Origin of the sequence: Paenibacillus sp. PAMC 26794, from assembly GCF_000316035.1 — a bacterium.
GTDB lineage: Bacteria > Bacillota > Bacilli > Paenibacillales > Paenibacillaceae > Paenibacillus.
In genome coordinates, this window is sequence record NZ_ANHX01000016.1 from 95,425 (window position 1) to 120,146 (window position 24,722).

The 24,722-nt window shown below is 45.4% G+C and carries 17 protein-coding genes; 5 read left to right on the top strand and 12 right to left on the bottom strand.

Going from position 1 to position 24,722, the window contains the following annotated elements:
- Positions 1 to 176 precede the first annotated feature (176 nt).
- Complete coding sequence (locus D829_RS0109710; RefSeq protein ID WP_017688690.1) at positions 177 to 2,594, top strand: family 43 glycosylhydrolase; 2,418 nt, start codon at positions 177 to 179, stop codon at positions 2,592 to 2,594.
- 131 nt (positions 2,595 to 2,725) lie between these two features.
- On the opposite strand, the gene D829_RS0109715 is transcribed toward D829_RS0109710, so the two are convergent.
- The gene (locus tag D829_RS0109715) at positions 2,726 to 3,280 is read right to left on the bottom strand and encodes an XRE family transcriptional regulator (RefSeq protein WP_017688691.1); all 555 of its coding nucleotides are present in this window, start codon (positions 3,278 to 3,280) and stop codon (positions 2,726 to 2,728) included.
- Positions 3,281 to 3,410: 130 nt separating this feature from the next.
- Between D829_RS0109715 and D829_RS0109720 the strand changes: the two genes are divergently transcribed.
- Entirely contained in the window at positions 3,411 to 3,992 is a 582-nt protein-coding gene (locus D829_RS0109720; protein ID WP_017688692.1) for a LysE family transporter, read from the top strand.
- A gap of 52 nt (positions 3,993 to 4,044) precedes the next feature.
- On the opposite strand, the gene D829_RS0109725 is transcribed toward D829_RS0109720, so the two are convergent.
- Positions 4,045 to 5,022, bottom strand: coding sequence for an MBL fold metallo-hydrolase (locus D829_RS0109725; RefSeq protein ID WP_017688693.1), 978 nt, complete (start codon positions 5,020 to 5,022; stop codon positions 4,045 to 4,047).
- Positions 5,023 to 5,222: 200 nt separating this feature from the next.
- Here D829_RS0109725 and D829_RS0109730 point away from each other — a divergent pair, with 200 nt between their 5' ends.
- Positions 5,223 to 6,200 carry an alpha/beta hydrolase gene (locus D829_RS0109730; RefSeq protein WP_017688694.1) on the top strand — a complete coding sequence of 326 codons (978 nt, stop codon included), beginning with the start codon at positions 5,223 to 5,225 and terminating at the stop codon, positions 6,198 to 6,200.
- 80 nt (positions 6,201 to 6,280) lie between these two features.
- Here D829_RS0109730 and D829_RS0109735 read toward each other — a convergent pair whose 3' ends face one another.
- From D829_RS0109735 to D829_RS0109750, 4 genes are all read right to left on the bottom strand, one after another.
- On the bottom strand, positions 6,281 to 7,126 hold the full coding sequence (locus D829_RS0109735) for a lipase family protein (protein ID WP_017688695.1): 846 nt from the start codon (positions 7,124 to 7,126) through the stop codon (positions 6,281 to 6,283).
- A gap of 37 nt (positions 7,127 to 7,163) precedes the next feature.
- Complete coding sequence (locus D829_RS0109740) at positions 7,164 to 7,991, bottom strand: lipase family protein (protein ID WP_017688696.1); 828 nt, start codon at positions 7,989 to 7,991, stop codon at positions 7,164 to 7,166.
- Between the two features lie 284 nt (positions 7,992 to 8,275).
- Complete coding sequence (locus D829_RS30770; protein WP_051153925.1) at positions 8,276 to 9,757, bottom strand: DHA2 family efflux MFS transporter permease subunit; 1,482 nt, start codon at positions 9,755 to 9,757, stop codon at positions 8,276 to 8,278.
- A gap of 68 nt (positions 9,758 to 9,825) precedes the next feature.
- On the bottom strand, positions 9,826 to 10,413 hold the full coding sequence (locus tag D829_RS0109750; protein ID WP_017688698.1) for a TetR/AcrR family transcriptional regulator: 588 nt from the start codon (positions 10,411 to 10,413) through the stop codon (positions 9,826 to 9,828).
- Positions 10,414 to 10,672: 259 nt separating this feature from the next.
- On the opposite strand from D829_RS0109750, the gene D829_RS0109755 reads away from it, so the two are divergent.
- Positions 10,673 to 12,511 (top strand): hypothetical protein, encoded by a 1,839-nt coding sequence (locus tag D829_RS0109755; protein ID WP_017688699.1) that lies wholly within the window; start codon positions 10,673 to 10,675, stop codon positions 12,509 to 12,511.
- 189 nt (positions 12,512 to 12,700) lie between these two features.
- On the opposite strand, the gene D829_RS0109760 is transcribed toward D829_RS0109755, so the two are convergent.
- Positions 12,701 to 15,925: a cytochrome P450 gene (locus D829_RS0109760; RefSeq protein WP_017688700.1), complete on the bottom strand. Its 3,225-nt coding sequence runs from the start codon at positions 15,923 to 15,925 to the stop codon at positions 12,701 to 12,703.
- 298 nt (positions 15,926 to 16,223) lie between these two features.
- On the bottom strand, positions 16,224 to 17,144 hold the full coding sequence (locus D829_RS0109770; protein ID WP_026081099.1) for an NAD(P)/FAD-dependent oxidoreductase: 921 nt from the start codon (positions 17,142 to 17,144) through the stop codon (positions 16,224 to 16,226).
- A gap of 461 nt (positions 17,145 to 17,605) precedes the next feature.
- Between D829_RS0109770 and cyoE the strand changes: the two genes are divergently transcribed.
- Positions 17,606 to 18,535, top strand: a complete 930-nt coding sequence (gene cyoE / locus D829_RS0109775) for a heme o synthase (RefSeq protein ID WP_017688702.1) — start codon at positions 17,606 to 17,608, stop codon at positions 18,533 to 18,535.
- Positions 18,536 to 18,649: 114 nt separating this feature from the next.
- Here the strand turns inward: cyoE and D829_RS0109780 are convergent, their stop codons facing one another.
- The 4 genes from D829_RS0109780 to D829_RS0109795 form a co-directional block, all read right to left on the bottom strand.
- Positions 18,650 to 20,419 (bottom strand): ABC transporter ATP-binding protein, encoded by a 1,770-nt coding sequence (locus D829_RS0109780; protein WP_017688703.1) that lies wholly within the window; start codon positions 20,417 to 20,419, stop codon positions 18,650 to 18,652.
- Positions 20,416 to 22,161, bottom strand: a complete 1,746-nt coding sequence (locus D829_RS0109785; RefSeq protein WP_017688704.1) for an ABC transporter ATP-binding protein — start codon at positions 22,159 to 22,161, stop codon at positions 20,416 to 20,418. The genes D829_RS0109780 and D829_RS0109785 overlap by 4 nt, the downstream gene beginning before the upstream one ends.
- Positions 22,162 to 22,298: 137 nt before the next feature.
- The gene (locus D829_RS0109790) at positions 22,299 to 23,030 is read right to left on the bottom strand and encodes a Stf0 family sulfotransferase (protein ID WP_017688705.1); all 732 of its coding nucleotides are present in this window, start codon (positions 23,028 to 23,030) and stop codon (positions 22,299 to 22,301) included.
- A 450-nt stretch (positions 23,031 to 23,480) separates the two neighbouring features.
- On the bottom strand, positions 23,481 to 24,722 hold a 1,242-nt coding region (locus D829_RS0109795; RefSeq protein WP_017688706.1), incomplete at its 5' end, for an MFS transporter.

Genomic DNA, 24,722 nt, shown 5'->3' on the forward strand with positions numbered 1-24,722 from the left:
TTTTAGTCTTATAAACATTACATTTATGGTTTACAAACATATAAATCAATTGATAGTATAACAAATGAAAGCGCTTGATATAATGAAATACTCAAAGGAGGTCTGCCGAACCTTTTATCGTGTGCTGCCAAGTATCGGTTAATTTTTCATTCCGGGGAATAGGAAAGGGGAAACGTATGAAACGTTATTGGGTTCGCGTACTTAACATTTCTGTGCTAAGCACCACTTTACTTACTGCAACAACTTTGGCACCGGTCTCGGTGTTCGCAAATGGTTCAGGGGCAACCGTGGGTAACTCGCAGACTTCCACCACACCTCTCGCAAATCCTGCTCCAACATTTAAAAATGTTTCCGTTCATGATCCTTCTGTCATTAAGGTGGATGATACGTTTTATATTTTTGGTTCACACCTGCAAGTAGCCAAGTCTAAAGACTTTTTGAACTGGGATCTGGTAGCCTCCGGCGTTACAGATAACAATCCTGTTGTCCCCAATGTAACCAAGGAATTCGCTGAAGCGTTGGAGTGGGCGCAGACGGATACGTTATGGGCAGCAGATGTCATTCAATTGGCGGACGGCAAATTTTATATGTACTACAATGCTTGTAAAGGGGACTCTCCCCGATCAGCGCTCGGCATTGCTGTCGCAGACAATATCGAAGGGCCTTATAAGGATCAAGGCATTCTGTTGAAATCCGGCATGTGGGATCAGATCAGTGAGGATGGTACCATTTACGATGCAACGATTCATCCCAATGTGGTCGATCCGGATGTCTTTTATGATAAAAACGGCAAGTTATGGATGGTGTATGGCTCGTATTCTGGAGGGATTTTCATTCTGGAGATGGATGCGACGACAGGTAAACCTCTGCCGAATCAAGGTTATGGTAAGAAACTGACCGGAGGCAACCATAGTCGTATTGAAGCCCCATACATACTCTACAGTCCCGAAACCGATTATTATTATCTGTACCTGTCTTACGGTGGACTAGGTGCTGATGGAGGATATAACATTCGTGTTGCTCGCTCCCAAACACCGGATGGGCCTTTTCTCGATGCGGAAGGAAACGATATGATCAACGTTAAAGCGGATAAGGATAAACCATTGTTTGATGATCGTTCTATTGAGCCTTTTGGAGTCAAATTAATGGGGAACTTCCTGTTCGAGAGACAGATCGGTGATCCGGGCACAGGCCTAGGTAGCGGCTATGTATCGCCAGGACATAACTCTGCTTATGTTGATCCGGAGACTGGCAAACAATTTCTCATCTTCCATACTCGCTTTCCAGGGCGTGGCGAAGAACATGAAGTTCGCGTACATGAGATGCATATGAATGCAGATGGTTGGCCCGTTGTTTCTCCATATCGCTATGCGGCTTTGGGAGAAGATACAACGGAACTGACAACTCAGGAGATCGCCGGTCAGTACCACTGGGTGAATCATGGTAAGGACATCACGGCGGACATCAAGCCATCCCAGACCGTTCAGTTCACGGCAGATGGGCAGATTCATGGTGCCGTGACAGGAACATGGAGTCTTGGTGCAGACAACAAGGTTCAGATCACTTCGAATAACGTTGTGTACAAAGGCGTTTTCACACATGAATGGAATTCGGAATCTCAAAGTACCGTTCTGACCTTTAGCGCCCTCTCCTCCTCCGGGATTGCCATCTGGGGAAGTCAAGGTGTTGAACGGAGTGATCAAGACATTGTAGATGCAGTGAAGAAGGATCTGAACATTAGCAATACGGATCATGTGTTCTTCAACCTGTCTCTGCCTACCAAAGGAACAAGTGATGCAGACATTACGTGGAAAAGCTCCAATGCTTCGGCTCTATCCGCTACAGGTGTAGTGCAGCGACCACGCGCTGGTAAGGGCGATGCCAAAGTGAAATTAACCGCCATGATTCGTAAAGGAACTGCGGTAAGCCCCAAAACATTTAACGTTATCATTCCACAGCAAGCGGTAAGCCCATTGCTCGGGGAGTATACTTTTGAACACAAGAAACTTGGCAAAGTCGCACAGGATTACAGCAAAAACGAATATCACGGACAAGCCTTTAACGTGGTCAGTTCTGCTGCAAGTGGCAAAAATCAGGCTGCCACATTTAACGGAACCGACAGTTACATTCAGTTACCTGGACTCGTTACAGATACAACGGATTTCACGTTTAGCGCCTGGGTCAATTGGGACGGTGGCGGGTCCTGGCAGCGTATTTTCGACTTTGGAAATGGTTTGACAAGGCATATGTTCCTCACGCCCTCCCAGCATAATGGGGCATTGCAATTCACCATTCATAATGAGGGACGGGATCAGAGCCTCATTGCCGCAGATCCACTGCCTTCCAAAGAGTGGGTTCATGTCGCTGTAACCCTTCAGGGTGATGTGGGTACTCTATATGTGAATGGTACATCGGTTGCGAGTAGCTCTGTGATCACCTTTAACCCGAACGATCTGCAGGTAACCGAAGCTTATGTGGGCAAGAGTCGTTATACGTCTGATCCGTTCTACAAAGGCAGCCTGGATAATGTAAAAGTATATGATAAAGCTTTAACAGCCAAGGAAATCCAGCGTCAGGCCAAAGAAAAGCCATAAGTTAGTGTCCTATCATAGGCGTTGGACTCCATAGTCACATATCAATAAAGCAGCCAATGTTTTGAACTGAACCCTTTGTTCGACACGACTAACAAGGGAGTTGCAGTTCGTTACATCAGGCTGCTTTATTGTCACTTCGAATAATGAATAACCATGCTTAACTTGATAGCCGATGCTCCGGGATTAATATAGGCATGGGGCTTGTCTGCTCGGAAACGGATCGACTCCCCTTGGTTCACTGTATATTCTTCCGTCCCTACCCGAATCGTAACTTCCCCTTCAAAGACTGTAATAAATTCTTCCGTACCTTCGATGTGTGGTTCAGCACTTAAAGAAGAATCCACCTCCATCTCCATCATGTACATTTCAAAGCGGCGTCCTTCTTCAAAAGGAAAATGCGGATATATTCGAATCCTGCCCTCGTCTTCCATCAATACTTGAATATCATCCCCCGTTACAACGGTCGTATCTGACTTCGGCTCGTGGATCAAAGCAGTAAAGGAGGTTTTCAGGCCATTAGCAATCTTCCATACGGTTGCAATGGATGGATTGGATTCACCACGTTCAATCTGACCAAGCATGGTCTTGCTAATACCAGACATTTCGGCGACCTTGTCCAGACTAAGCTTTCTTTGTTCCCTAAGCTGTTTCAGGTTCTGAGCAAGAATACTATTAATGTTTTTCAAAAATCCATCCTCCTCATTTTAGAATTATGTTGTGCTATATAACGTACATATTGTACAATAATAAAGACCGTACGCTATAAAGCACATTTCAGGTCATTATATCACACAACTAAGAAGACGTGGAGGAACCATGAACATTATACCTTTAGTGACATATGCAATCATCGCTTCATTTACACCCGGACCCAACAACATCATTTCCATGACGCATGCAAGGAATCAGGGGTTCCGCAAGACCCTTCCGTTTATTAGTGGAGTTGCAGCCGGCTGCCTGCTAATTATGTTTCTGTCCAGTTATTTCAACCTTATTCTTCATCAATATATTCCAAGGATAACACCCGTCTTAAACGTGTTAGGATGTATGTACATGCTCTATCTGGCGCTCAAAATAATGCGAAGTAAACCTGCAGATTCGCAAGAAAACAAGGTCAATCATTATTCATTTCTATTTGGATTCACCCTGCAATTCATCAATCCCAAAGTCATTCTGTATGGGCTTACTGCCATATCTGTTTTTGTTCTGCCTCTTGGGCAGTCCCATGTTCAGTTAATCGTTTTTTCCTTACTGCTCACATTCATCGGCATTAGTGCCAATATGACCTGGGCGTTTGGTGGCATGTTATTCCAGAGCTTTTTATTAAGATACGAGCGTCCTGTTAATATCGTCATGGGTATGTTGTTAATTTACAGTGCACTATCGATCCTGATATAAAATCTAATAGAAAAAGCGTCCACTCATTCGATGAGCTGAACGCTTTTATTTTTTATCCCAATTCCGGTCTCCACCATGGATGTGTAGGGTAATCCTCCGTATGAAGCACAACCTTCTCGCCGATTTTGGGAGTTGCAATCTTAACTTTCAAAGCATGTGCAGCCTTCGTGATTCGTTCAACCGGTTCATTCCAGGCATGATAGGCCAGCGTAAATGCGGCCCAATGAATCGGGATAAGCAACTTACCCCCTACATCCAAATGCGCTTGCACCGTCTCTTCCGGCATCATGTGAATGTTGGACCACCGCTCGTCATATTGCCCACATTCCATCAAGGTGAGGTCAAATGGACCGTATTTACTGCCAATTTCCTTGAAATGAGGACCGTATCCGCTGTCACCACTAAAGAACACCTTTGTATGTTGTCCAGCGATAACCCACGAACACCATAAGGTAGAATTACGGTCGAATAATCCTCTGCCCGAGAAATGTCTTGCTGGCGTGCAAGCCAATGTTAAACCTTTGAACGATAACTCATCCCACCAGTTATGCTCGGTAATCTGTTCCGAAGGCACACCCAGTTGAATCAGTCGACGACGTACCCCAAGCGGTACGATAAATCGCTTTGTTTTATCCTTTAATCTGCGAATGGAGTCATAATCCAGATGATCATAATGGTCATGCGATATAATGATTGCATCCAGCGTTGGGAAATCCTCCGGTTGAATCGGTAGATTGGTGCTGTAACGTTTGGTACCTACCCAGGATACGGGTGATGGACGATTGCCCAGCATCGGATCAAAGAGCAACCTGTGCCCTTCAATTTCGAGTAAAAAAGCCGAATGTCCGAACCATGTAACCTGTGGATTATCGGATGCACTGAAGGTTTCAGCAGGTTCACATATCTCCATGGGCATCGTGCCAGATGGCCTCCGCTCTACATTGCCACGCAGGGAATCTCTCAATATACTGATCAGGGACTTAAAGTTCATGCCTGCTGATGTCGGGATCTGATTTTCGTATTTTGTCATTATACATACCTTCTGTTCTATATAATCAATCTGTAACTCAACATCTGGATGAAATATATTTATATCGTAGCTATATATTAATTCATTGGCCTTTGATATTCAATTTTCGGTTAATTAAGATAGAATTAAGACTCTGTTTTCTCTCCTATAAGATTGGGCATATATGATATAGAAAATACATGGAGAGTATGTGATAGAACATGAAGAAATGGCGTAAAAGATTAGTTAAGTTTTTGATATTTGACCTCGCGGTAGTTATTTTACTTCTGGGTACAGGCGTGATTTACCAACAAGTAGGTGTAAGGCAGGATGAAAAAATGCTCGTACCTCCTGGAAAACTCTACAAAGTACATGGAGACAATATGCATCTATATACCGGTGGTGAAGGCGATGTAACGGTAGTACTCGCGTCTGGCTGGGGTACCGCTAATCCCTATGTAGATTATTATCCGCTATATGAAAAGCTTGCTCCTAACACAAAATTCGCTGTATATGATCGATTTGGCTATGGATATAGCGATCGGACCGATAAGAAACGTGATGTCGATACCGTGGCAGAGGAATTACACGAGTTGTTACAGGTATCTGGACAGAAGCCGCCTTATGTATTAGTTGGACATTCACTCGGCTCGCTGGAAACCATCCGTTTCGCACAAAAATACCCGGATCTCGTCAAGGGTATCGTCATGATTGATGGCGGAAGCCCCGAATATTATTCGAATGACGATGACTCTTTGGCAGATACAATTGGTGGTTTTGCGAATAAATTCCGTATCCAAACCGGACTATTCCGCCTCTCCATGCAATCTGACTTGGTTGTCGAAACTTCCAATGCCACTCGCAATGAACTGAAATTTGTACCCGACGATCTGAAAAAATTGGATACAACTGCGCTGCTTCACAACTATGGTAATGCTAACACGGTGGATGAATTGCGTGAAATAGCTGCCAATGCCAAAGTAGTCGTAGATCACAAGCAAACCTTCCCGTTCCCACTCACCATACTGACGGCTGATTACCTCGGTGCAAGTGAACCCGAATGGGATAAATCCCAAGTTGAATTCAAATCTTGGTCAGATGATTCTAAACAGGTAACCATTAAAGATACCGATCATTACATCCATCAATATCGCCCTGACCTCGTTGCTGATGAAATATTGGCCCTGGTGAAGAAGTAACTTACACTCTGCTAAAGTACAACTACTCTATATCAAGAAAGAAACCCCAAAGAGTCTCCAATATCTTTGGGGTTTTGGACCTATTCTTCGTCTTCTTCCTGCGCACTGCATATCGCTATAAATGGAACACATAATCCCGTATCAGGACAAAAACCCGGGTTATCCGTGCATAACGCTTCTGTATAACCAGGATTCTGCCGGCTGAGGAATTTGAAATAGCAGACAATCTCATGATTGCGAACGGGCAAACTGTTCAGCTGGAACGAGAGCGGAACCTTTGTATTCACATGCCGATAAAATAGTCCGTTCTTTGTAAGTGGAGGCGGATAGGTCTTAGCTGGCAAAGTTGGAATGATGTCGTGCACATTAACTATACGAAAACTGTTTTTTACCGTTTGGTTGAAAGAGGATGCAAATTCCGGGTCTGCGACACGTGGGCTGCCATATGTATACACGACCGGATGTTTAAACATGGTATTCACCGCAATATCCAAAGCAGTCAATACGGCTAAAGCTCCTCCCAAGCTGTGGCCTGCAACAAACAGTCGTTTGTTCGTAGAAAGCTTGTTCAATTCCTCGATTATTTTTTCTCTTGCTGATTGGTAAATACATGTAAATCCGCGATGAGTCTTTCCAACGTTTCTGACAAAAGGATACGGAATCTGAAAAAGGTCTTGATCTGACTCATTGTCCTTAAAGGTTCGGGTTCCTCTATAAATGATTACAACCTTGTCTTTCGACTCCGCGATGAAACCGAATACTTCTAGTTCCGGCTCCTCGACACCGGCCAGTGCGAGAATGTTGAATCGAAGAGTATAGCCTTGCGGCAGAATAACCTTTTCCTTCTCAAAAAGTCGGTACGCCTGATTGAGCATTGCCGCAAGCAAAATCGCGTCCTCGCTACTGTACTTGCTTGGAAGTTCCATAAATGTAGCTCCTCCTTATATTTCAAGGCTTCGAACTCTAGCATCCCTGAAACGGAAAGCACATGCCGGTATCGGGACAGAAGCCCGGGTTTTTGTGGCATAGCGCTTTGGCAAATTCGAGATTCTTTTGGCTGAGCTTGTTAAAATAGCAAGCAATCGAGTCGTTGCGCGACACATTGTTAAATTGAAAAGAGATGGGTACCTTCGTTTTAACATGCTGATAAGTAATCCCTCTCTTTGTAAAGGGAGGCGGATACCTGCGGGCCGGGAACGTCGGGAAAGTGTCATGAATGTTGACGATTCGCGCACTTTGTTTAACTGTACTGTTAAAGCGGGAAACGAAGTTGGGGTCTCCGATGCGCGGACTGCCGTACGTATAAACGAACGGATGTTTAAACCCGGTGTTTACCGCAATATCCAAAGCGGCAAGCGTGGCCAAAGCTCCGCCGTAGTTGTGGCCGGTAATATACAGCCTTTTAGCTGTCGAGAACTTTTTTAATTCACGGATCAAGTCGTTTCGGGTTGAGCGATACAAGCATGTAAAGCCACGCGAGGTTTTCCCTCCGTTTCGGACGAAAGGATACGCGATCTGAAAGATATCATACGAGGCAAGAAGGTCCGCCGGATACGAAGCGTACCCTCTAAACGCAACAACGATTTGATCCCGTGACTCGGCAATAAATCCGAATACAAGCTCCGTAGGATTCTCGACGTCGGCAGAAGCGCGAATCGTAGATCGAAGCTTAAATCCTTTCGGTAAGACCAGCTTTCCCTCAAAAAATAACGGGTACGTCTGATAGCTCATTGCGGCCAGGAATATGGCCGTTTTGCTGTTAAAAACAGTTGTTTTATAAGCTATACCCATCTATACAACTCCTTTCCCCATGAGAGCTTATTCTTCGTTTTCTTCCTCTGCTTGAACAATCCGTGACGTATCGACAGTTGTTAAACATTTGTGCTGGGAGCTGTTCCTTGATTATTAATATGAAACTCATGCCTAGATGATGTCGCAGACTGGCGAGATGCGAGTATATCAGCATAGCATGTGTTACAGAACAGTAGAACCGCAGGATGAATAAATACAAAAAAAGCGATGCGTCCTTAGGATTAAGGAACGCATCGCTCTTGATATTACATAATATATAATAATTAATGCATTGGACCTTGTTTTCCAGCTTGAGCCCCAACTTTGACCCGTTTCACGAAGAGTGAAGTAATCAGACCGATAATGGACAGAACTAATGCGAATACAAACGCATTCTGTACACCTGACGTGAAACCTGCCAGTTTATTCTCCGGACTCTCCGGATTCGCCACACCGCTCAAGAAGCTGGACTGTCCTGCGCTCAGTATACTTACCGCAACAGCCGTACCGATCGCTCCGGATACCTGTTGCAACGTATTCATGATGGCAGTACCGTGCGGATAGTACTCACGTGGCAACTGGTTCAGACCATTCGTCTGTGCAGGCATCATAATCATCGAGATACCGACCATCATGAATATATGCAGCGTAATAATTGTTCCAAGGGAGGTCGTCGCTTCAATACCCGTGTACAAGAACAGGGAAATCGCCACGATTGACATTCCGATAATAACAAGCCACTTCGGACCGAATTTGTCAAACAGACGACCCATAACCGGAGACAGTAAACCATTCAGCAAACTGCCCGGCAATAGAACCAGTCCTGCAGTCAGTGCCGTGACAACCATCCCCTGTTGCAGATACATCGGCAGAATCAACATGGATGACAAAATAATCATCATACAGATGAAGACCAGGATCAAACCGACAGTAAACATCGGATATCTGAATACACGCAGATCCATCATCGGCTGCTTCATTCTTAGCTGACGGATACTGAATAACAGCAAGGACAACACACCAATAACGAGTGTGGCAACAACGACCGGACTCGTCCAGCCTCCGCCAGTTTCCCCGTGTCCCCCTGCGCTACTGAAGCCATATACGATACCGCCAAAGCCCACTGTAGAAAGGAGAATGGATAGTACGTCAATTTTGGGCTTGGTCAATTTCGAAATATTCGGCAAGAACAGCAAGCCACATACCAGTGAGATCAGGAAGAACGGCAAGGAGATCCAGAAGATCCAGTGCCAGCTCAGATTAGCCAGGATCAGACCGGAGATACTCGGACCGCTTGCTGGCGCAAACATGATAACCAAACCGATTAATCCCATGGCAGCACCACGTTTTTCAATCGGGAAAATAACCAATATGGTGTTAAACATCAGTGGCAGCAACAGTGCTGTACCTACAGCCTGAAGTACCCGTGCCACCAACAGAATTTCGAAGCTAGGTGCAAGCGCAGCAACAAATGTGCCTGCGATGGAGAAAATCAGGGACGTTGTGAACAGCTGTCTGGTTGTAAACCACTGCAACAGCATACCGGATACCGGTACCAGTATTCCCAACACAAGCAAGTAACCTGTGGTTAACCATTGAATCGTTGTAGGTCCAACTTCAAGCAGACCCATTAGTGGTGTCAAAGCCACGTTTAATGCCGTTTCACCAAACAGACCAATAAAGCCGCTCAGCAGCATCGCGAACAAAATCGGAAATACCTTGTATTGCTTTGTTTCTTGTTGATTCTGTGCAGAATCAGCCTTCATGGAAACCTCCACGACCCCATCCTCCTCAAACGTATCGAACTTTCTTTTTCTCTGTCTCTTGGTATAACTTATTGAATCTGTTTGGCGACCTTCGTCACAACCGACAGATAATCAGCAGCCGTCAGCAGAGGCTGTTTATCCTGATTCGTCAGGCTGATAATCAGTGCTCCCTCAATCAAAGAAATGATCAGAAGTGCCGTCTCCCGCGCCTTCTCTTCACCAACGCCATCCAGAATCAGATGTCTCTTAATCACATCCTGCCAAGCTGCAAATACACCCTGACATGCTATACGCAACTGCTGACTAATACACGATGTCTCCACAGCTGCCCAGAAGCTGAATGGCAGAAATCCGGTAAACCCGGATGCTTCCGTTTCATCCGCTAGATCATGAATGAATTGTTGAATAGCATCACCCGTGTTATCGTGGGCTGCAAATGTTTCCTTAAACTTCTGCAAGATTTGTTCATTGGTTTTTTGAATACACTCGTGCGCGAGCTCTTCCTTGCCTTGCGGAAAATAATGATACAACGACCCTTTCGGTGTATTACTCTCCTTGATGATCTGATTCAGACCGGTCGCATGATATCCTTGTGAAAAAAACAGTCTCGCTGCTGTGCTGACAATGGACTCTCTAGCATTAGACTTTTCACTCAACGAAAGCCACTTCCTTCAAATAATTATAACAATCGGTCTATATAATTAAACCCGCTCAGATCGGTACTGTCAATCATAATATTTCACTTTTTATTTGAAAGCATTTTCATAAGAGAGTCATCATAACATCTTCTTTTTTTCATTATTACCTTTTTACATTTCTTTCTGAGAAAGTAGGGAACTTTTCCCTGTCTTCGAATAAACATACATCAGTGTGAATCACACTTAATTTCGATTTTTGAGAAAAGGAGTGAAAAACTTGGCAATCCTGCTAACTGGCCCTATTGATAATAGTCCCGTAAATGGGGTAAGACCAACCCAGACTGTTTCAATCAAAATTGAAAATCAGAGTGCCGTGAACGCCGCAACTATACTCATACAGGGATATTCATTAAGTGCAACCAGAGTTTTATATGTAAGTGAGCAATTCACAATCTTACCCGGTGCAGTAGCTACACGAAATTACTTTGCCGATATCAGCAGCTTCGAATATGTTATTACAGTTACAGGAGCAACCCCTGAGGACATTTTAGTTTCTTTTTGGGGGAAAAACAGTGCCGGCTCTTTGGTTGCTGCTCACCGACTCGTTTATTCCGAATTATTTGGCAGCGAGAATTTTAATGGAGCTACCGGTTCTACAGGAGCTACAGGCGTTACAGGCGTTACAGGAGTCACTGGCTCCACAGGATTTACCGGTACTACCGGTGTAACAGGCGCTACAGGAAATACAGGTGCAACGGGTTCTACGGGTCTTACAGGCGCGATAGGCGCCAGTGGAAGTACGGGCACGACGGGTGCCACTGGCGTGACAGGTCCCACCGGGAGTACAGGTCCTACCGGAGCTACAGGTATTACAGGCTCTACAGGCGTTACAGGAGTCACGGGCATTACAGGAGTTACAGGTGCTACAGGCATCAGTGGAGTAACTGGAACCACAGGTCCCACGGGTACCACTGGCTTGACAGGTCCTACCGGGGCTACAGGCATTACCGGCTCCACAGGACTTACCGGAGTCACGGGCGCGACAGGAACCACTGGTCCCACGGGTGCGACAGGTCCTACCGGGGCTACAGGTATTACTGGCTCCACAGGACTTACTGGAGTTACGGGCGCGACAGGAACCACAGGTCCCACGGGTGTCACTGGCGCGACAGGTCCTACAGGGGCTACAGGTATTACCGGCTCCACAGGACTTACTGGAGTTACGGGCGCGACAGGAACCACAGGTCCCACGGGTGACACAGGACCATCTGGCGGTCCGGAGGGCCCTACCGGAGCTACAGGTGCGACGGGAGCTACAGGCAATACAGGTGCCACTGGAGCGACTGGCCTCGCTGGAGCGACAGGTGTTACTGGCACCACGGGTGCAACCGGGGCCACGGGCACAGTCCAGCCCAATCCCTTTGATGTATATGTTTTGCAAGGTGCAGTTGGTGGGGACGGAACACAGGCCAGTCCTTTTGGAACGATTCAACAAGGTGTAACCGCGGTATCTCCAACAGGAACCGTTCATATTCTTGGTGGCACATACCCAATCACTGCGAACATTACCATTAATAAAGCAGGAATAACTCTAAAAGGCTATCCTAGTACAATCATCCTGTTACAAGCTGCTGTTATTCCTTTCACCATCATTGGAAGCGGAGTAACTGTAGACGGTTTAACGATCACGAGTGATAACCCTTATGCTGTTGAATTTATTCAATTAGGCGGAACCGATCATACCGTAATAAATAATACGCTATTCGGTCCTCCTCAAGCTGGCCCTTCTTCAGGTTGGGTTGTCAATCGTGGTCTCGTGAGCCAGATCGGTAATATGACCGGCTTGCTTGTACAAAATAATATTTTTTATTCCTTACGTCAACCAGCCTACTTTAACCCTAATACGACTGGAGAAGTTATTAGCAATGTTGTTTATAATACGAGAGGATTTGTTAATGACCAGGCCGTTATGGTCTTCTCTGGAAATTCATGGGGCAGCCCGGTCAATGCGGTGGATATTGCACTGCTCGTAGGTACAATAACAGGGCCTCCTTTTGATCCGCTTTCCGACCTGAGTGCCAACAACAGTACTGCAACGATTCAGGATTCCAGATAAGAATCATTACTTGTTCTTACAAAGCGCCTAATCAAAATAGCCGCCGATTTGGATGTGAAACTCCAGATCGAGCGGCTGTTTTTGGATGAGTAGTATTATTCCATTATTACTTTTGTGCGTAAGGTACTATTTGTGTACTTTCTGGTAAACTACTGATTGAAGTTGAAGGTACACTTTCATTTTTAAGTTTTAATAGATAAGTTGAGAGGGTTCAACCATACGTTTACCTGCCCACACGTCTTGCACATATCGTCCTTCGCCCTGAAGCTGAATAAGCCAGTCTTTCGCTTGCTGCATCGTTGCACCCTGCACATCCTGATACGCTTGCCGCAGAGTCTCTTCCACCGCAGGAGCCATCTGGCTACCATCTCCGCATACGTAGAGTTTTCCTTTGTTCATCAGCATGTGAATCAATTGTTCGGAATCCTCCTTCATCAGATGCTGTACATACGTTTTGGGCTTGCCATCCGCACGAGAAAAAGCAGTGTGTAGCTTAACGATCCCTTCCCTTTCGTATTGCTCAAGCTCCTGACGATATATGAAATCTGAATCATTCCTGCACCCAAAGAACAAATGCGCCTCACACAGTGGCAAACCTCTCTGTTTCATGACCGCTCTTGTCTGGAGGAAACCTCTGAACGGTGCAATACCCGTCCCTGGTCCCACCATGATCATGGGTACGTCAGCCTCTTCGGACAGATGAAATTCGGATTCAGGTGTACGTACAAACATCAGAATATCTTCTCCGGATTGACAACCGGCGAGGTACGATGAAGCAACTCCTTGGTATTCGCCTTTGCCACTCCATGCAGGCTCTCTTACTACCGACACAGTTATGCTCGCTTGCTCGGACTTCAGGCTTGGCGAACTGGATATTGAATAATATCTGGGCTTGAGTGGCGGCAATAGTTCAAGGAACCTTTCGAATGGCAGTTCACACGCCTCATACTTTTCTAGCAGGTCCAACATGGTGATTCGATTGGCAAGAATATAATCCCTGTAGCTGTTTTCGTCCAACATGCCTTCCAGTTCACGCTTATGAGGTGGACATACCGTATGATTAGCTAACTCCTGCAACTGTGTTCTGGTAACAGGTGTCTGCAATTCCACACAGTGAGTGAGCAACTCATGAATCTTGACGGGTCTGTTCAGTGGAAGGTGTGTAAGGTGTGTCATCTCTGAAGTTAATCGGATTTGAACATCCCCACTTAGTCTGAATCGACTGAGTATCCGATCCACGTTCTGCTTCGGATTGCTAGGCAACACACCGAGATGGTCGCCTTCTCTATAACTCATAACTTCAGGCAGTAACACTTCGATGTGACGTGTGCTTCTCCCACTTCCCAGCGCCTGAAGCTCTTTATTCACTACAACTGTGGCATAGCTGGCATCATAAGTTCGTGCAAGTGGCATATCCGTTTTCTCGCGGACAAACTCCATTTGAAGTCTGCTTGTGCTTGGCTTGGAGGGTTTGATTGCTTCCTCGCTAATCCCCAGCGCATTCAACACCTGCGGCCACAATATATGTTGCCACGCTTCCACTTGCTTCTCCATATCACCTCCGGCATCGGCTTCACCGCGGGATAACAGTCTTTTACCTCCTAATTTTTCAAGCTTCTCATCCATCAATCGCGGAATGCTCTGGTACGTCCCGGACCAGCTCCGATCTCCACAACCCAGAACGGCATAGTTCACATCCCGTGCTTCCTCTGACTCCGCTCCCTTCAACCAGTCTAAAAATGTCGTAGCATTTTGCGGTGGTTTACCGTTATACGAAGCAGTAACGATGAGAACGACACCCTGGCGGGGTAAACGGCCAACCCACTCATTCAGAGAAGTTGCTTCACTTGGGATTCCATACGAACGTCCTTTCTCCGCAAGCTCTCTGGCAATGCCTTCTGCCGTTCCCAGATTGGAACCATATAATACCAGCAACGATGGGTTACCATTTGCTTCAACCGTCTGGCTGTCACTTGCTACATTTTTATGAACAACAGGAGCAGGTTTCTCTTCTGCATATCCTGTAGCTTTATTCATCGTTTGCGAAGCCGCGCGCGCTTTCACCTGGATCCGGAAGTCTCCCGGCTTCAACGTTAGCGTCTGTTTAACATCTAACTCATAGTTACTATAATCGATCAGCTCAAAATGTTTGAGGACCATGCCAAGCACAAGTGTTGCTTCATATAAAGCAAACTGCATGCCGATACATGCTCTCTCCCCATTACCAAAAGGTTTATACGCATGATGAGGCACTTTCGTCGTATCTTCAAATCGCTCTGGACGGAAAAGCTCCGCATCCTCTCCCCAGGCCTCTCTGTCACGGTGAAGCTGAGGCAGGAGAATACTGCAGCTTTCCCCTTTCTTTAAGGGATATTTGCCACCTATGACGGTGTCTTCTTTGGCATATACGTCAAATCCCGGAGCGGTTGGCCAGAGACGTAGCGATTCACTAAGAATCATGCGAATGTATGAAAGCTGAAGTATTTCCTCGTATTGTGGTGAGTCACTGACCAATATCTGATCTACCTCGTCATACGCCTTTTGAAGAGAATCCGGATTTTTCAGTAGAAAGTAAAGAGCAAAAGATAACAAACCACTCGTCGTTTCATGTCCGGCAATGAGAAACGTAATAATCTGATACCGGATGTTCTCATCATCCAGCATTTCTCCAGTCTCCGGATCTTTGCCATTCAGCATACGTGCAAGCAAGTCGACCTCTTCGGGTGCTGAACTCGCTTTACGTTCCTCTATAATCTGATCCACCAGAGAGAACATCGTTTGAATATCCTCCTGGAACTGTCGTTTGGTTTTTACCATAAGCAGATTCTGAATTTTCAAACGTGAGCTCTTCTGCATAGCTTCATTTAATGCCCGCACCATGCTTTCAATAAAAGGACTGTGGTCCTGTCTGTAAAAACTGTTAAACCGATAATTGAATCCACATAGTCCAATGGTATCCAGCGTAAGGCGTGTCATATCATCTGCAACATCAATCGTATCGTTGGAATTGAGGCGTGCCCACTTGTTGATCAACTGTTCGGCAATATCCACCATCATGGGATGATAACCTTTCATGGCCTGTTTGCTGAAGGTGGGCAGCAGAATGTTATGAGCCTTTTTCCAGTTGGGCTCTGATGTTCTGCTTGTAAATAAACCATCGCCTCCAAAGGCACGTACGTTTTCGAGTTCATTGTATACATATTTGTCAAAACGGGACACATCACATAACTCAGCGACAAGATCTGGTCCAGATACAATTAAACCGGAATAACCGGGAACGGTAAGTCGATATATTGGTCCATGCTGTTCAGCCAGAACGCCTAGCGACAACGTTGGTTTATCTTTATCAATCAAAGGCAAATTGCCAAGTGGTCCATACATTTTGGGCTGTGGAATGTAAGTTGCATCACTCATGATGATCACCTCTTATCTGTACGCCGTGGAGCAAGGTATTCGTTAGCCATATGATGGCTGTTCTGCTTTCATTCATAAGTGATCTCTCCTTTGATGATTATATAAATGATAGTAATATGTATCATTTGATAATACAATAAACCATAATTGATTTAATATCAAATTTCTTCCGGCTGAATTACTTTCATTTGAACCGTTCAACGTTTAGGTTGAATAACAACAAATAGAGGATTGCATATGCAATCCCCTACTATATGAACCAATGACGCTATGATTCTATGACGCTTTTTAATTTATTCTAATGATGACTTGGCTCATCCCACTTCTCGAAATTCAATTCAGTATTAATGCTTACCGCAGACAACGCCCCCAGAGAAGCCGCTGTGATTGCTTGATACAATTCGGATGCTGCATCACCAGCACTATACACACCCGCTACGGATGTTTTGCCAGAGCCATCAACGATAACCGTTCCGGACTCTGTAATTTCACAACCGATGGCCTTTGGCAGTTCTGATCCGGTAAACAGTTTCGGTTGGAAGAAAACCCCTGTGCATGGAATCGCTGTACCGTCATCCAGTACAACTTGCTTTACCATTCCTTCTTCAGAGTCAATGGATTGAATCGGTGCATCGAATACAGTAACATGATGCTGCTTCAGCTCTTCACGCTGCTCATCGGTTAAGGAATCTGATCCATTCGTACAGATCGTATAACGTTCTGTCCAGCCGGATATGACTTTTGCCATATGTAATGCCTTATCTCCACTAACGATGATGACCAGCGACTGGTCTCTTAACTCCCATCCATCACAATACGGACACACAAACGCACTTTTACCGTAAACTTCTGTTAATCCGTTAATATCTAGAGGCAGATCTTTCTTACCTACCGCAAACAAAATCTTTTTCGTGCGATAGCTTGACCCGTGAGTAGTCTTGACTACAAAATCACCATCACTACCTGTTATCGCTGTTGCCGTATCGGATGCAAATTGAACGGAGGGATACGCTGCAATCTGTTCTTTGGCAGCTTTCCGGAATTCACGTGGACTTGCCCCATCTCTTGTCACAAACCCGTGAGTCTCCCTTGTAACCCAGTTACGCGGTGTCTCATCATCAATGACCACAACGTTCTTGCAGGCCCTGCCAAGTACTAGGGCTGCATTAAGCCCCGCTGGTCCTCCACCAATAATAAGTACATCTAAGCGTTGATTCATATTACTCATATTATACACCCTTTCCAGACATTTAATATCTCTAATTAAGTTTTAAAAATAACCTCCGCTTTCTCTTAAGAAAGTAATATCGGAGATTTACAAGAACACATTTAAACAAGACTATTAAAGATATCTTATATCTACAATAAACAAAACCTAAGCATTTTGCAACATATATCTTTAACTACCTTCTTCAATCCAGCCTGTGTGAGTTGAACAAAAGATTATTTACACTTACACTACAATGACAGAACAACTTTAAATCACTGTTCTACCCTGATTTTTCGATTCTCTCCTGTAACACATAAATAATTATTTAACAATTAAAAAGAACCTTGTTTTTAAATTGTTCACAATCAGATGACATTATTTTAAATACTAAAACGTTAATTAAATCACATAGTGTATTGAATGGTATAATAGCAACATAATATACAAGTATAGATATAGGAAGTGAGTTCTTGAAAACATTGAATAATGGTTCACAGACTAATATCAGTCTGGAGTATAGCTCGATTCCGAAAGTTTTCTTCGATACGATCAAAATTGGAATCATCAAGTCCAACCTGATCGCCATGTTTGCGGGTTTAAGTTTGGCTTTATATGTATTTGATGCTTCAATCTTAGCTAATATTGTACCAATCATCCTTTCCTTTATTGGGTCTTCTCTCATTATTGGAGCTGCAGGGGTGTTTAACAATCTTTACGATCGTGATATCGATGCGATCATGGAACGCACGAAGAAACGTCCTACAGTTACAGGTCGCGTAGATACCAAGTCGGGTCTAATTCTCGGTATTGCAATCACCATCATCGGGGGCATCATGCTGTACATCGCTTCCCCATCCGCTGCTGTATTTGGTATTTTGGGTCTGTTGCTGTACGTGTTCCCTTACACGATGTGGACCAAACGTACAACGATTTACAACACGGAAGTGGGAAGTCTTTCGGGTGCTGTGCCTCCACTCATCGGTTGGGCCGCCATTTCACCGGAACTGGGTCATTTCGAGATCTGGGCATTGGTCGTTACGATGCTCTTATGGCAAATGCCTCACTTCTACGGGATTGCGATTCGTCGTTTTGACGAATACAAAGCTGCTGGTGTTCCCATGCTACCCGTTGTTAAAGGCATCAGACGGACCTACATTCAGACAAATGTGTATCTGGTACTGTTACTGATCTCCAGCTTCTTATTCTGGCCGATGAGCCCGTTTGTCGCTATTGTGGCATTTTTGGTTAGCTTGGCGTGGCTCATTCTTAGTGTGGCTACCTTTGATAAGAAAGAAACACAGAAGTGGTCTAAACGGATGTTTATCTTCTCCATTAACCATATCACTATTATCTTCCTGGTCATCATTGCGTATTCCTTGATTGCTCAAATGATGAGATAAAAATATTCCATCTTTCCACTCGTTATAACGATAAAAGCCTTACAGACTGCACTCTTCAAGGAGTCGTCTGTAAGGCTTTTTTGCTTTTTTGTTGTCTTTTCTAAATTTTCAAAGCTATCCGACTTTGGCGGGGGTTTGCTCCCCTTGCCACAGCAACTGCATCTCTTCATTGGTGGCAAGCAATTCGGCCAAGCTTCCCTCGGCTTCAATGCGTCCATCTTTCATCACGATAATGTGATCTGCTTTGGAAAGTGCTGCCCTGCGGTGAGAAACTGCGATGCAGGTGACATCCGGCTCTTGGAACAGCCCTTCCCATACTTGTTGTTCTGTCTCCACATCCAGTGCACTGGACAGGTCGTCAAAGATAAACAGGTCTGCCTCCGTCATTAGCATGCGTCCTGTAGCCACGCGTTGAATCTGCCCGCCCGACAGCATCACCCCTCTGGGACCAACCGGGGTCTCAAGCCCCTGATCCAGATGTTTGATATCCTTCTTCATCACAGCCAGACGAATGGCTTTTTCAAGGGCTTGCTCGGTGTTACCCTGTTTGCCCTGGACGATATTTTCTTTCAACGTATCACTAAACAGTCTTGGCACTTGCGGGGTATACGCGGCTCTAGGTGGCATCAGGAATGTGGCTGGATCAACAGCCGCTCCATTCCAGTGAATGTCCCCTTTTTGTTTGGGTAACAGTCCAAGAAGTGTTCGTACAAGCGTTGATTTACCTGATCCGATCCGTCCCGTAATAACAAGAAATTGTCCGCGTTTCAGACGGAAACTGATCTCTTCTATGCCATTTGCAGAATTCGGATATTGATATGTCAGCTTATTCACCTCAAGAGATTGCAACTTCTCCTTAGGGTCCCTCTGTTCACTTACAAGCTCCGGCGGATCTTCATACAGATAGATTTCCCTCGAATCCATGATCTGGTCTTCTTCCCCCGGGCGGAATAGCTTACGCATACGGTCATAGGATACCTTGAGCCTTTTGTGCTGAAACACCATATAGCCAAACAGTGAAATGCTAAATCCGATATTGGCCAGATAACTGGTGAATAAGGCAAAATCACCTACGGTAAAGTTCCCTGCTTTCATCTCAGCTGCACACATCAGTAGAATCAATCCGGTACAGATACTTAGAACATGCTGATTCATCGATCTCATCCACTGCTTGAACAGATTGTCTCGAAGTGCAGCCTGGCGACGATCTTCATTCAACTGGTTGAAACGTAAAGAGACATTCTCTTCGGCCTGACCCAGTTTCAGGGCTTGCACTGCTCCAAACGTTTCCGCAATAAAACTGGTAATACGCCCAGTCGCTTCACGATTAACCTGTGCATACTTCCGAGCCCGATTCCCGGACAGGTTGTTGAGTAAGGTCACGATTACCAATGGTAACACGGCAACCAACGTGATCTGCCAATTAATGTTCGCCATAATGACGATGGACACGACAGCAAATACAAGCCGTCCCCAGAAGTCCACCCATGATTCTACATACTCGACGACTTCATCCACATCATCCCGAAAGCGACTCATCGCCTCCCCTGGTGAAGCCGGAAGATTACGCCCAGGCCAGCGCATGATCGCTGCGAGCATGTTGGTTCGCAAAATCGCCTGGACATGATACAGATACGTAACCCATGCATAAAAGGCTACAAAAAATGTGCCCACCCGTGCCATTCGGACCAAAGCAATAAAGATAAGCGGCACAGCAAGCCACATGTAGTCATTGGAGCCCAATGTTGTGCGATCAAAAAACCACTGCATCCCAATACCAATGGCTAGCGGTAAGGAGTGAAATATACACCATAACAATCCGTTGATTACAAATAACAAAGGCCTGAATCGAAACAAACGGCCTATAAATCCTGCTACAGTCATGCCAATTCCTCCTCTCGGCCTGTAATGAGCAGTCTGGCATAGTGAGATGCCGGGTTACTGGCAAGTTCTTCTCTCGCTCCAAATTCCAGTACCTTCCCATCACCGAGCACCATAATCCGGTCAACTTTCTCCAGCGTAGCCAGTCGGTGAGCAATGATGACTCCAGTGGATTGTTTCATTAACTGGTCAATTGCAGATTGCAGCATACCTTCGGTCGCAGCATCTAGACGTGACGACGGCTCATCCAGAATAACCAGACTCGGTTCGGTCAGGAATACGCGGGTTAAGGCAAATAACTGCGCTTCCCCTGCCGACAATGAAGCTCCACCCGCTGCAAGATACGTATCAAGTCCTTTTGGTTGTGAATTAATCCATTGGCTAAGTCCAAGGCGATCCGTCGTCTCTTTGATCATCTGATCCGATACATCCCCATTGAACAGAGTCAGGTTATCACGCAGCGTGCCATCAAACAGCTGTACATCCTGTGTCACCATACCCACCCGGCGGTAGAGCGCTTGTAAAGAAAGCTTCGTGATATCTGTTCCGCCTACACGGATCGTACCCCGATCCAGATTGTACAGGCGGAGAAGAACACGACTAAGACTCGATTTGCCGCTACCTGTGCGACCGATGATTCCCAGACGTTCACCAGGTTTGATAGCAAAAGTAATGTCCTGCAATACCGGTTTATCCTGGTTATAACTGAAGTTCACTTGACTGAATTCCAGACCAAGAGGTCCTTCCGGCAATTGCTCCTCTGTGCCCTCTTCAATCACACTTTGCATGGACAACAGCTCTCTGGAGCGCAGCATGCCGGATTTTGCTTTTTGGAACTCCTGCACCTGATCTCCAAGCATCTCAATCGGATCATTCAGCATCTGCGTATATTGGTAGATCAGAAATAACGTTCCGATACTAATTAGACCTTCCATATAGTAATGCACACCCAGTAAAAGCACCGCACTGACCGCCAGAGCGAACAGAACTACTGTGGTATTCCACGGAATAACCCGAAGCAGCCAAGCTTTTCTTCCCTTACGGAATACCGTGCGCATTGTGCGGTAAAAGCGGTTCATCACATAAGGCACATGACCATTCGCTTGCACATCTTCAATCCCGGCAATGCGTTCTTCAATTAATCCGAACAGAGAGGCACTTGCCGCCCGTTCATTTTTGGAAGAGTCCACGCCCAGATTTCGGATGAAGACCATGAACAGGATCGATAACAATGTGAACACGGTCATGACCAAAGCAATGGGCACATTAACGCTGAACATGAATCCGAGAATTCCGGCCAGCAGCACAAAACTCCCAATCACTTGCACAATGAACATCGCGAAAAAATTGGAAATACTCGTTACGTCACCATCCACACGTTCAATCATCTCTCCAGGTGTTTTCACATTATGAAAACGCATATCAAGACGCAGGCAGTGCTTCAGCAGATCTCCGCGCAGTTGATTCGTGGCCCGCCAGGCCACGTCGTTCCCCAAATAACTGACCGCTACCGTGATGAGTTGATTAAACACGGCAACAACCAGGAATATTCCTGCAAGCTGAACAAGATTGGTGAGGACTCCCCCACTCGCTGCTGTATCAATAAATCGTTTGATAATCTGTGGATTCAAGAGCTGAAGCCCCGTTGATGTGAGCAACATGATCAAAAGCACGGCCAGCCGTCCTTTGACTGGTTTTAGATAGCGCAGCAGCCAAGACATGGAGCGTTTCTCTGTTTTGGGCATAACCCCTCACTCCTTCGTATAACAATTCTATTCCGTTTTAATGATTCAAACCATCTTTGTTCCTCACTAAGATGAATCATACATAATAACACTAAATGCAACATTTCCGACCCGTGGATGTATCTTTCCAAGTGTGTTTACCATCTTACATTCTCCCATCCTCTCTGGCACTCTTCCCGAAATCGTTGGACCCATTGTTCAGAGATCTCATCTGCAATCGGGTCAAAGGAAGGGGCTGATACCGTAACGCCGTTCGATTGAATATCCAAAAACGCTAGCACATCCATGACGGTCCCCTCATAATCTTGTATAAAATCCTCATAAACAATTGTCAGCGGTTCAATGCCTGATTCGGACAGGAAATCTTCGATTGCAGCTTCGCACATGTTACTCTCGACAAGCAAATGTTTAATCGCATCAAAGTTATATTGATCTGCAATATCTTGTATGTGAGGGCGATCTCCATGCTTGCGATGCCACTCCCCCGAAACAATGGCTCTCCACCACGACACCGCCAATCTGACTTTGTTACGACGTGTCATGTATATATGCTTGTTACAATTCGGAAACCCTGTACTCCATACCTCAGCTCGCGATAACTCTGGTGGCAGATGATAGAGACTACGGAAAGCGTCAATCCATCGTTGTTCAAAATTAATCTTTATGCCAAACACGCCGTTCGACGTTGTCCCATGGCTCCAAATCTGCTCCAGATCTTCATGCTTCAAATTATCTGGACTTTTAAACTGATAATGCAGCCATTCGCTCGGATAACCGGCTACACCTGTAGAACTTAAAGCGTCACCCAACAGAGTACTGCCCGTGCGTTGGGAGAACCAAATGGTATAACTTTGCACAGGTTGCTTCATATGGTTACCTCTCTTTCTCTTTCTTCCATTAAGGGTATTTTCATTGCAAAAAGTAAGACAAATGCTCCTTTCCATGTGAACGGATTGGTGGAATGCATGCAAAAAAGCCATAGATGAACTAATGTTCATCTACAGCTTGTAACCAAAAGAGACCGGATGAAATGCAAAGCATTTCCCATATCTCCTCTGCATCGCAATAATGATGAGCGTCCACGACAGAGGTGCACAAACATGACTGTCCCAACGCGATCATTGCAAAAAAATTGGATTAATGTCACTATGCTCATGCGTATTCAGTTATCGATTCGAAATCTGTATAGGCATAAACATAGTCATCATCCCACCCGTTTCACATATTTGTTGTTTATTGTATTCGCTGAATCAACATCCGTCAAGATAATTTTAACTGAATTGTTATTTAATTCATGTCATTAATCTTCTCAATTCCTGCTACATACTCAATGATGTGGACTCCGTTTGCTTCTCTCTAACAATAAGACGTCTATGTGCGATCAGAAGAAAAGGCACTCCCAGTGCAGTTGTCAGTGCAATCGGTACAAAAACGGCCAGCCCATTCTCCGCTCCAAATTGACTTAACAACAACCCTCCCATGACAGGAGCAATGACACTACCAATATTATTGAAGCCGATCGTGCCGAAATACGTTCCTTTCCATTCAGGCTTCGCAATCCGGTCGATGAGCATATCCATCATGGTGAACAACAATACTTCCCCAATGGTAAATAGTATGACACTCATCATCAGCATGAGTATACCTTCAGCGATTCCGACCATCATCAGACTGGTTGCGACCAGCAGGTTACCCACAATCAGAGGAACAAGCGGTGGAAAGTTTCGGAATGTTCGCACAAGAGGATACTGAATAATCAGTACCGTCACGGCATTCAAGGAGAGCATGTACGAGAACATCTGGCTTCCATTTTCAAAGATCGGGCTCCTCGCCAAGTACTGTGCCAACGTAGAACTAAAGTGCCCGTAACCCAGAACACAAAATGTGGTACCGATTAATACTGGCAGAAACACCCGGTCGCGACCGGTGGTCATGAGTGCTTCACGCAAACGTGGTGCGGTTGCCTGATGACGCTCTGGCAGATTGGCATGCTGTAGCTTGAATTGCAGAAATAATACAAGTCCATAGGCTATGTATACCAAGCCGGAAATCACAAACGGAAACGTCGATTCAGATGATCCCAACTGAAATCCGATAATTGGCCCAAAGACTACACCGAGATTAATTGCAGCATATCTGAGATTGAACACCAGCAATTTGTTCTGCGGAGAAGTAATATCCGATAACAGCGCTCTGGAGGTGGGCTCAAATACTGCGCGGCATAATCCGTTTAACGTATTGGCAACAAAGAACACCCACAGATGCTCTGCTGCTGAAAAGATGAAAAACACACCTGCCCAACTAAATACCGAGATTAACATCACGATTTTGCGACCGATCCGGTCCGAAATATAACCTCCATAAAAGCTGACCATAACACCTGCCAGCGAGCTAACGGCCACAGTAATACCGGTCTGGGTCGGTGTAGCCTCTAGCACACGTGTCAGATAGATGGATAGAAACGGGATACTCATGGACGTCACAAGACGTCCAAACATGGTTCCGATAATAATCGTCCATGCCAAGGGATGAATCTGCCTTAAATATTGCTTCATGCGAAC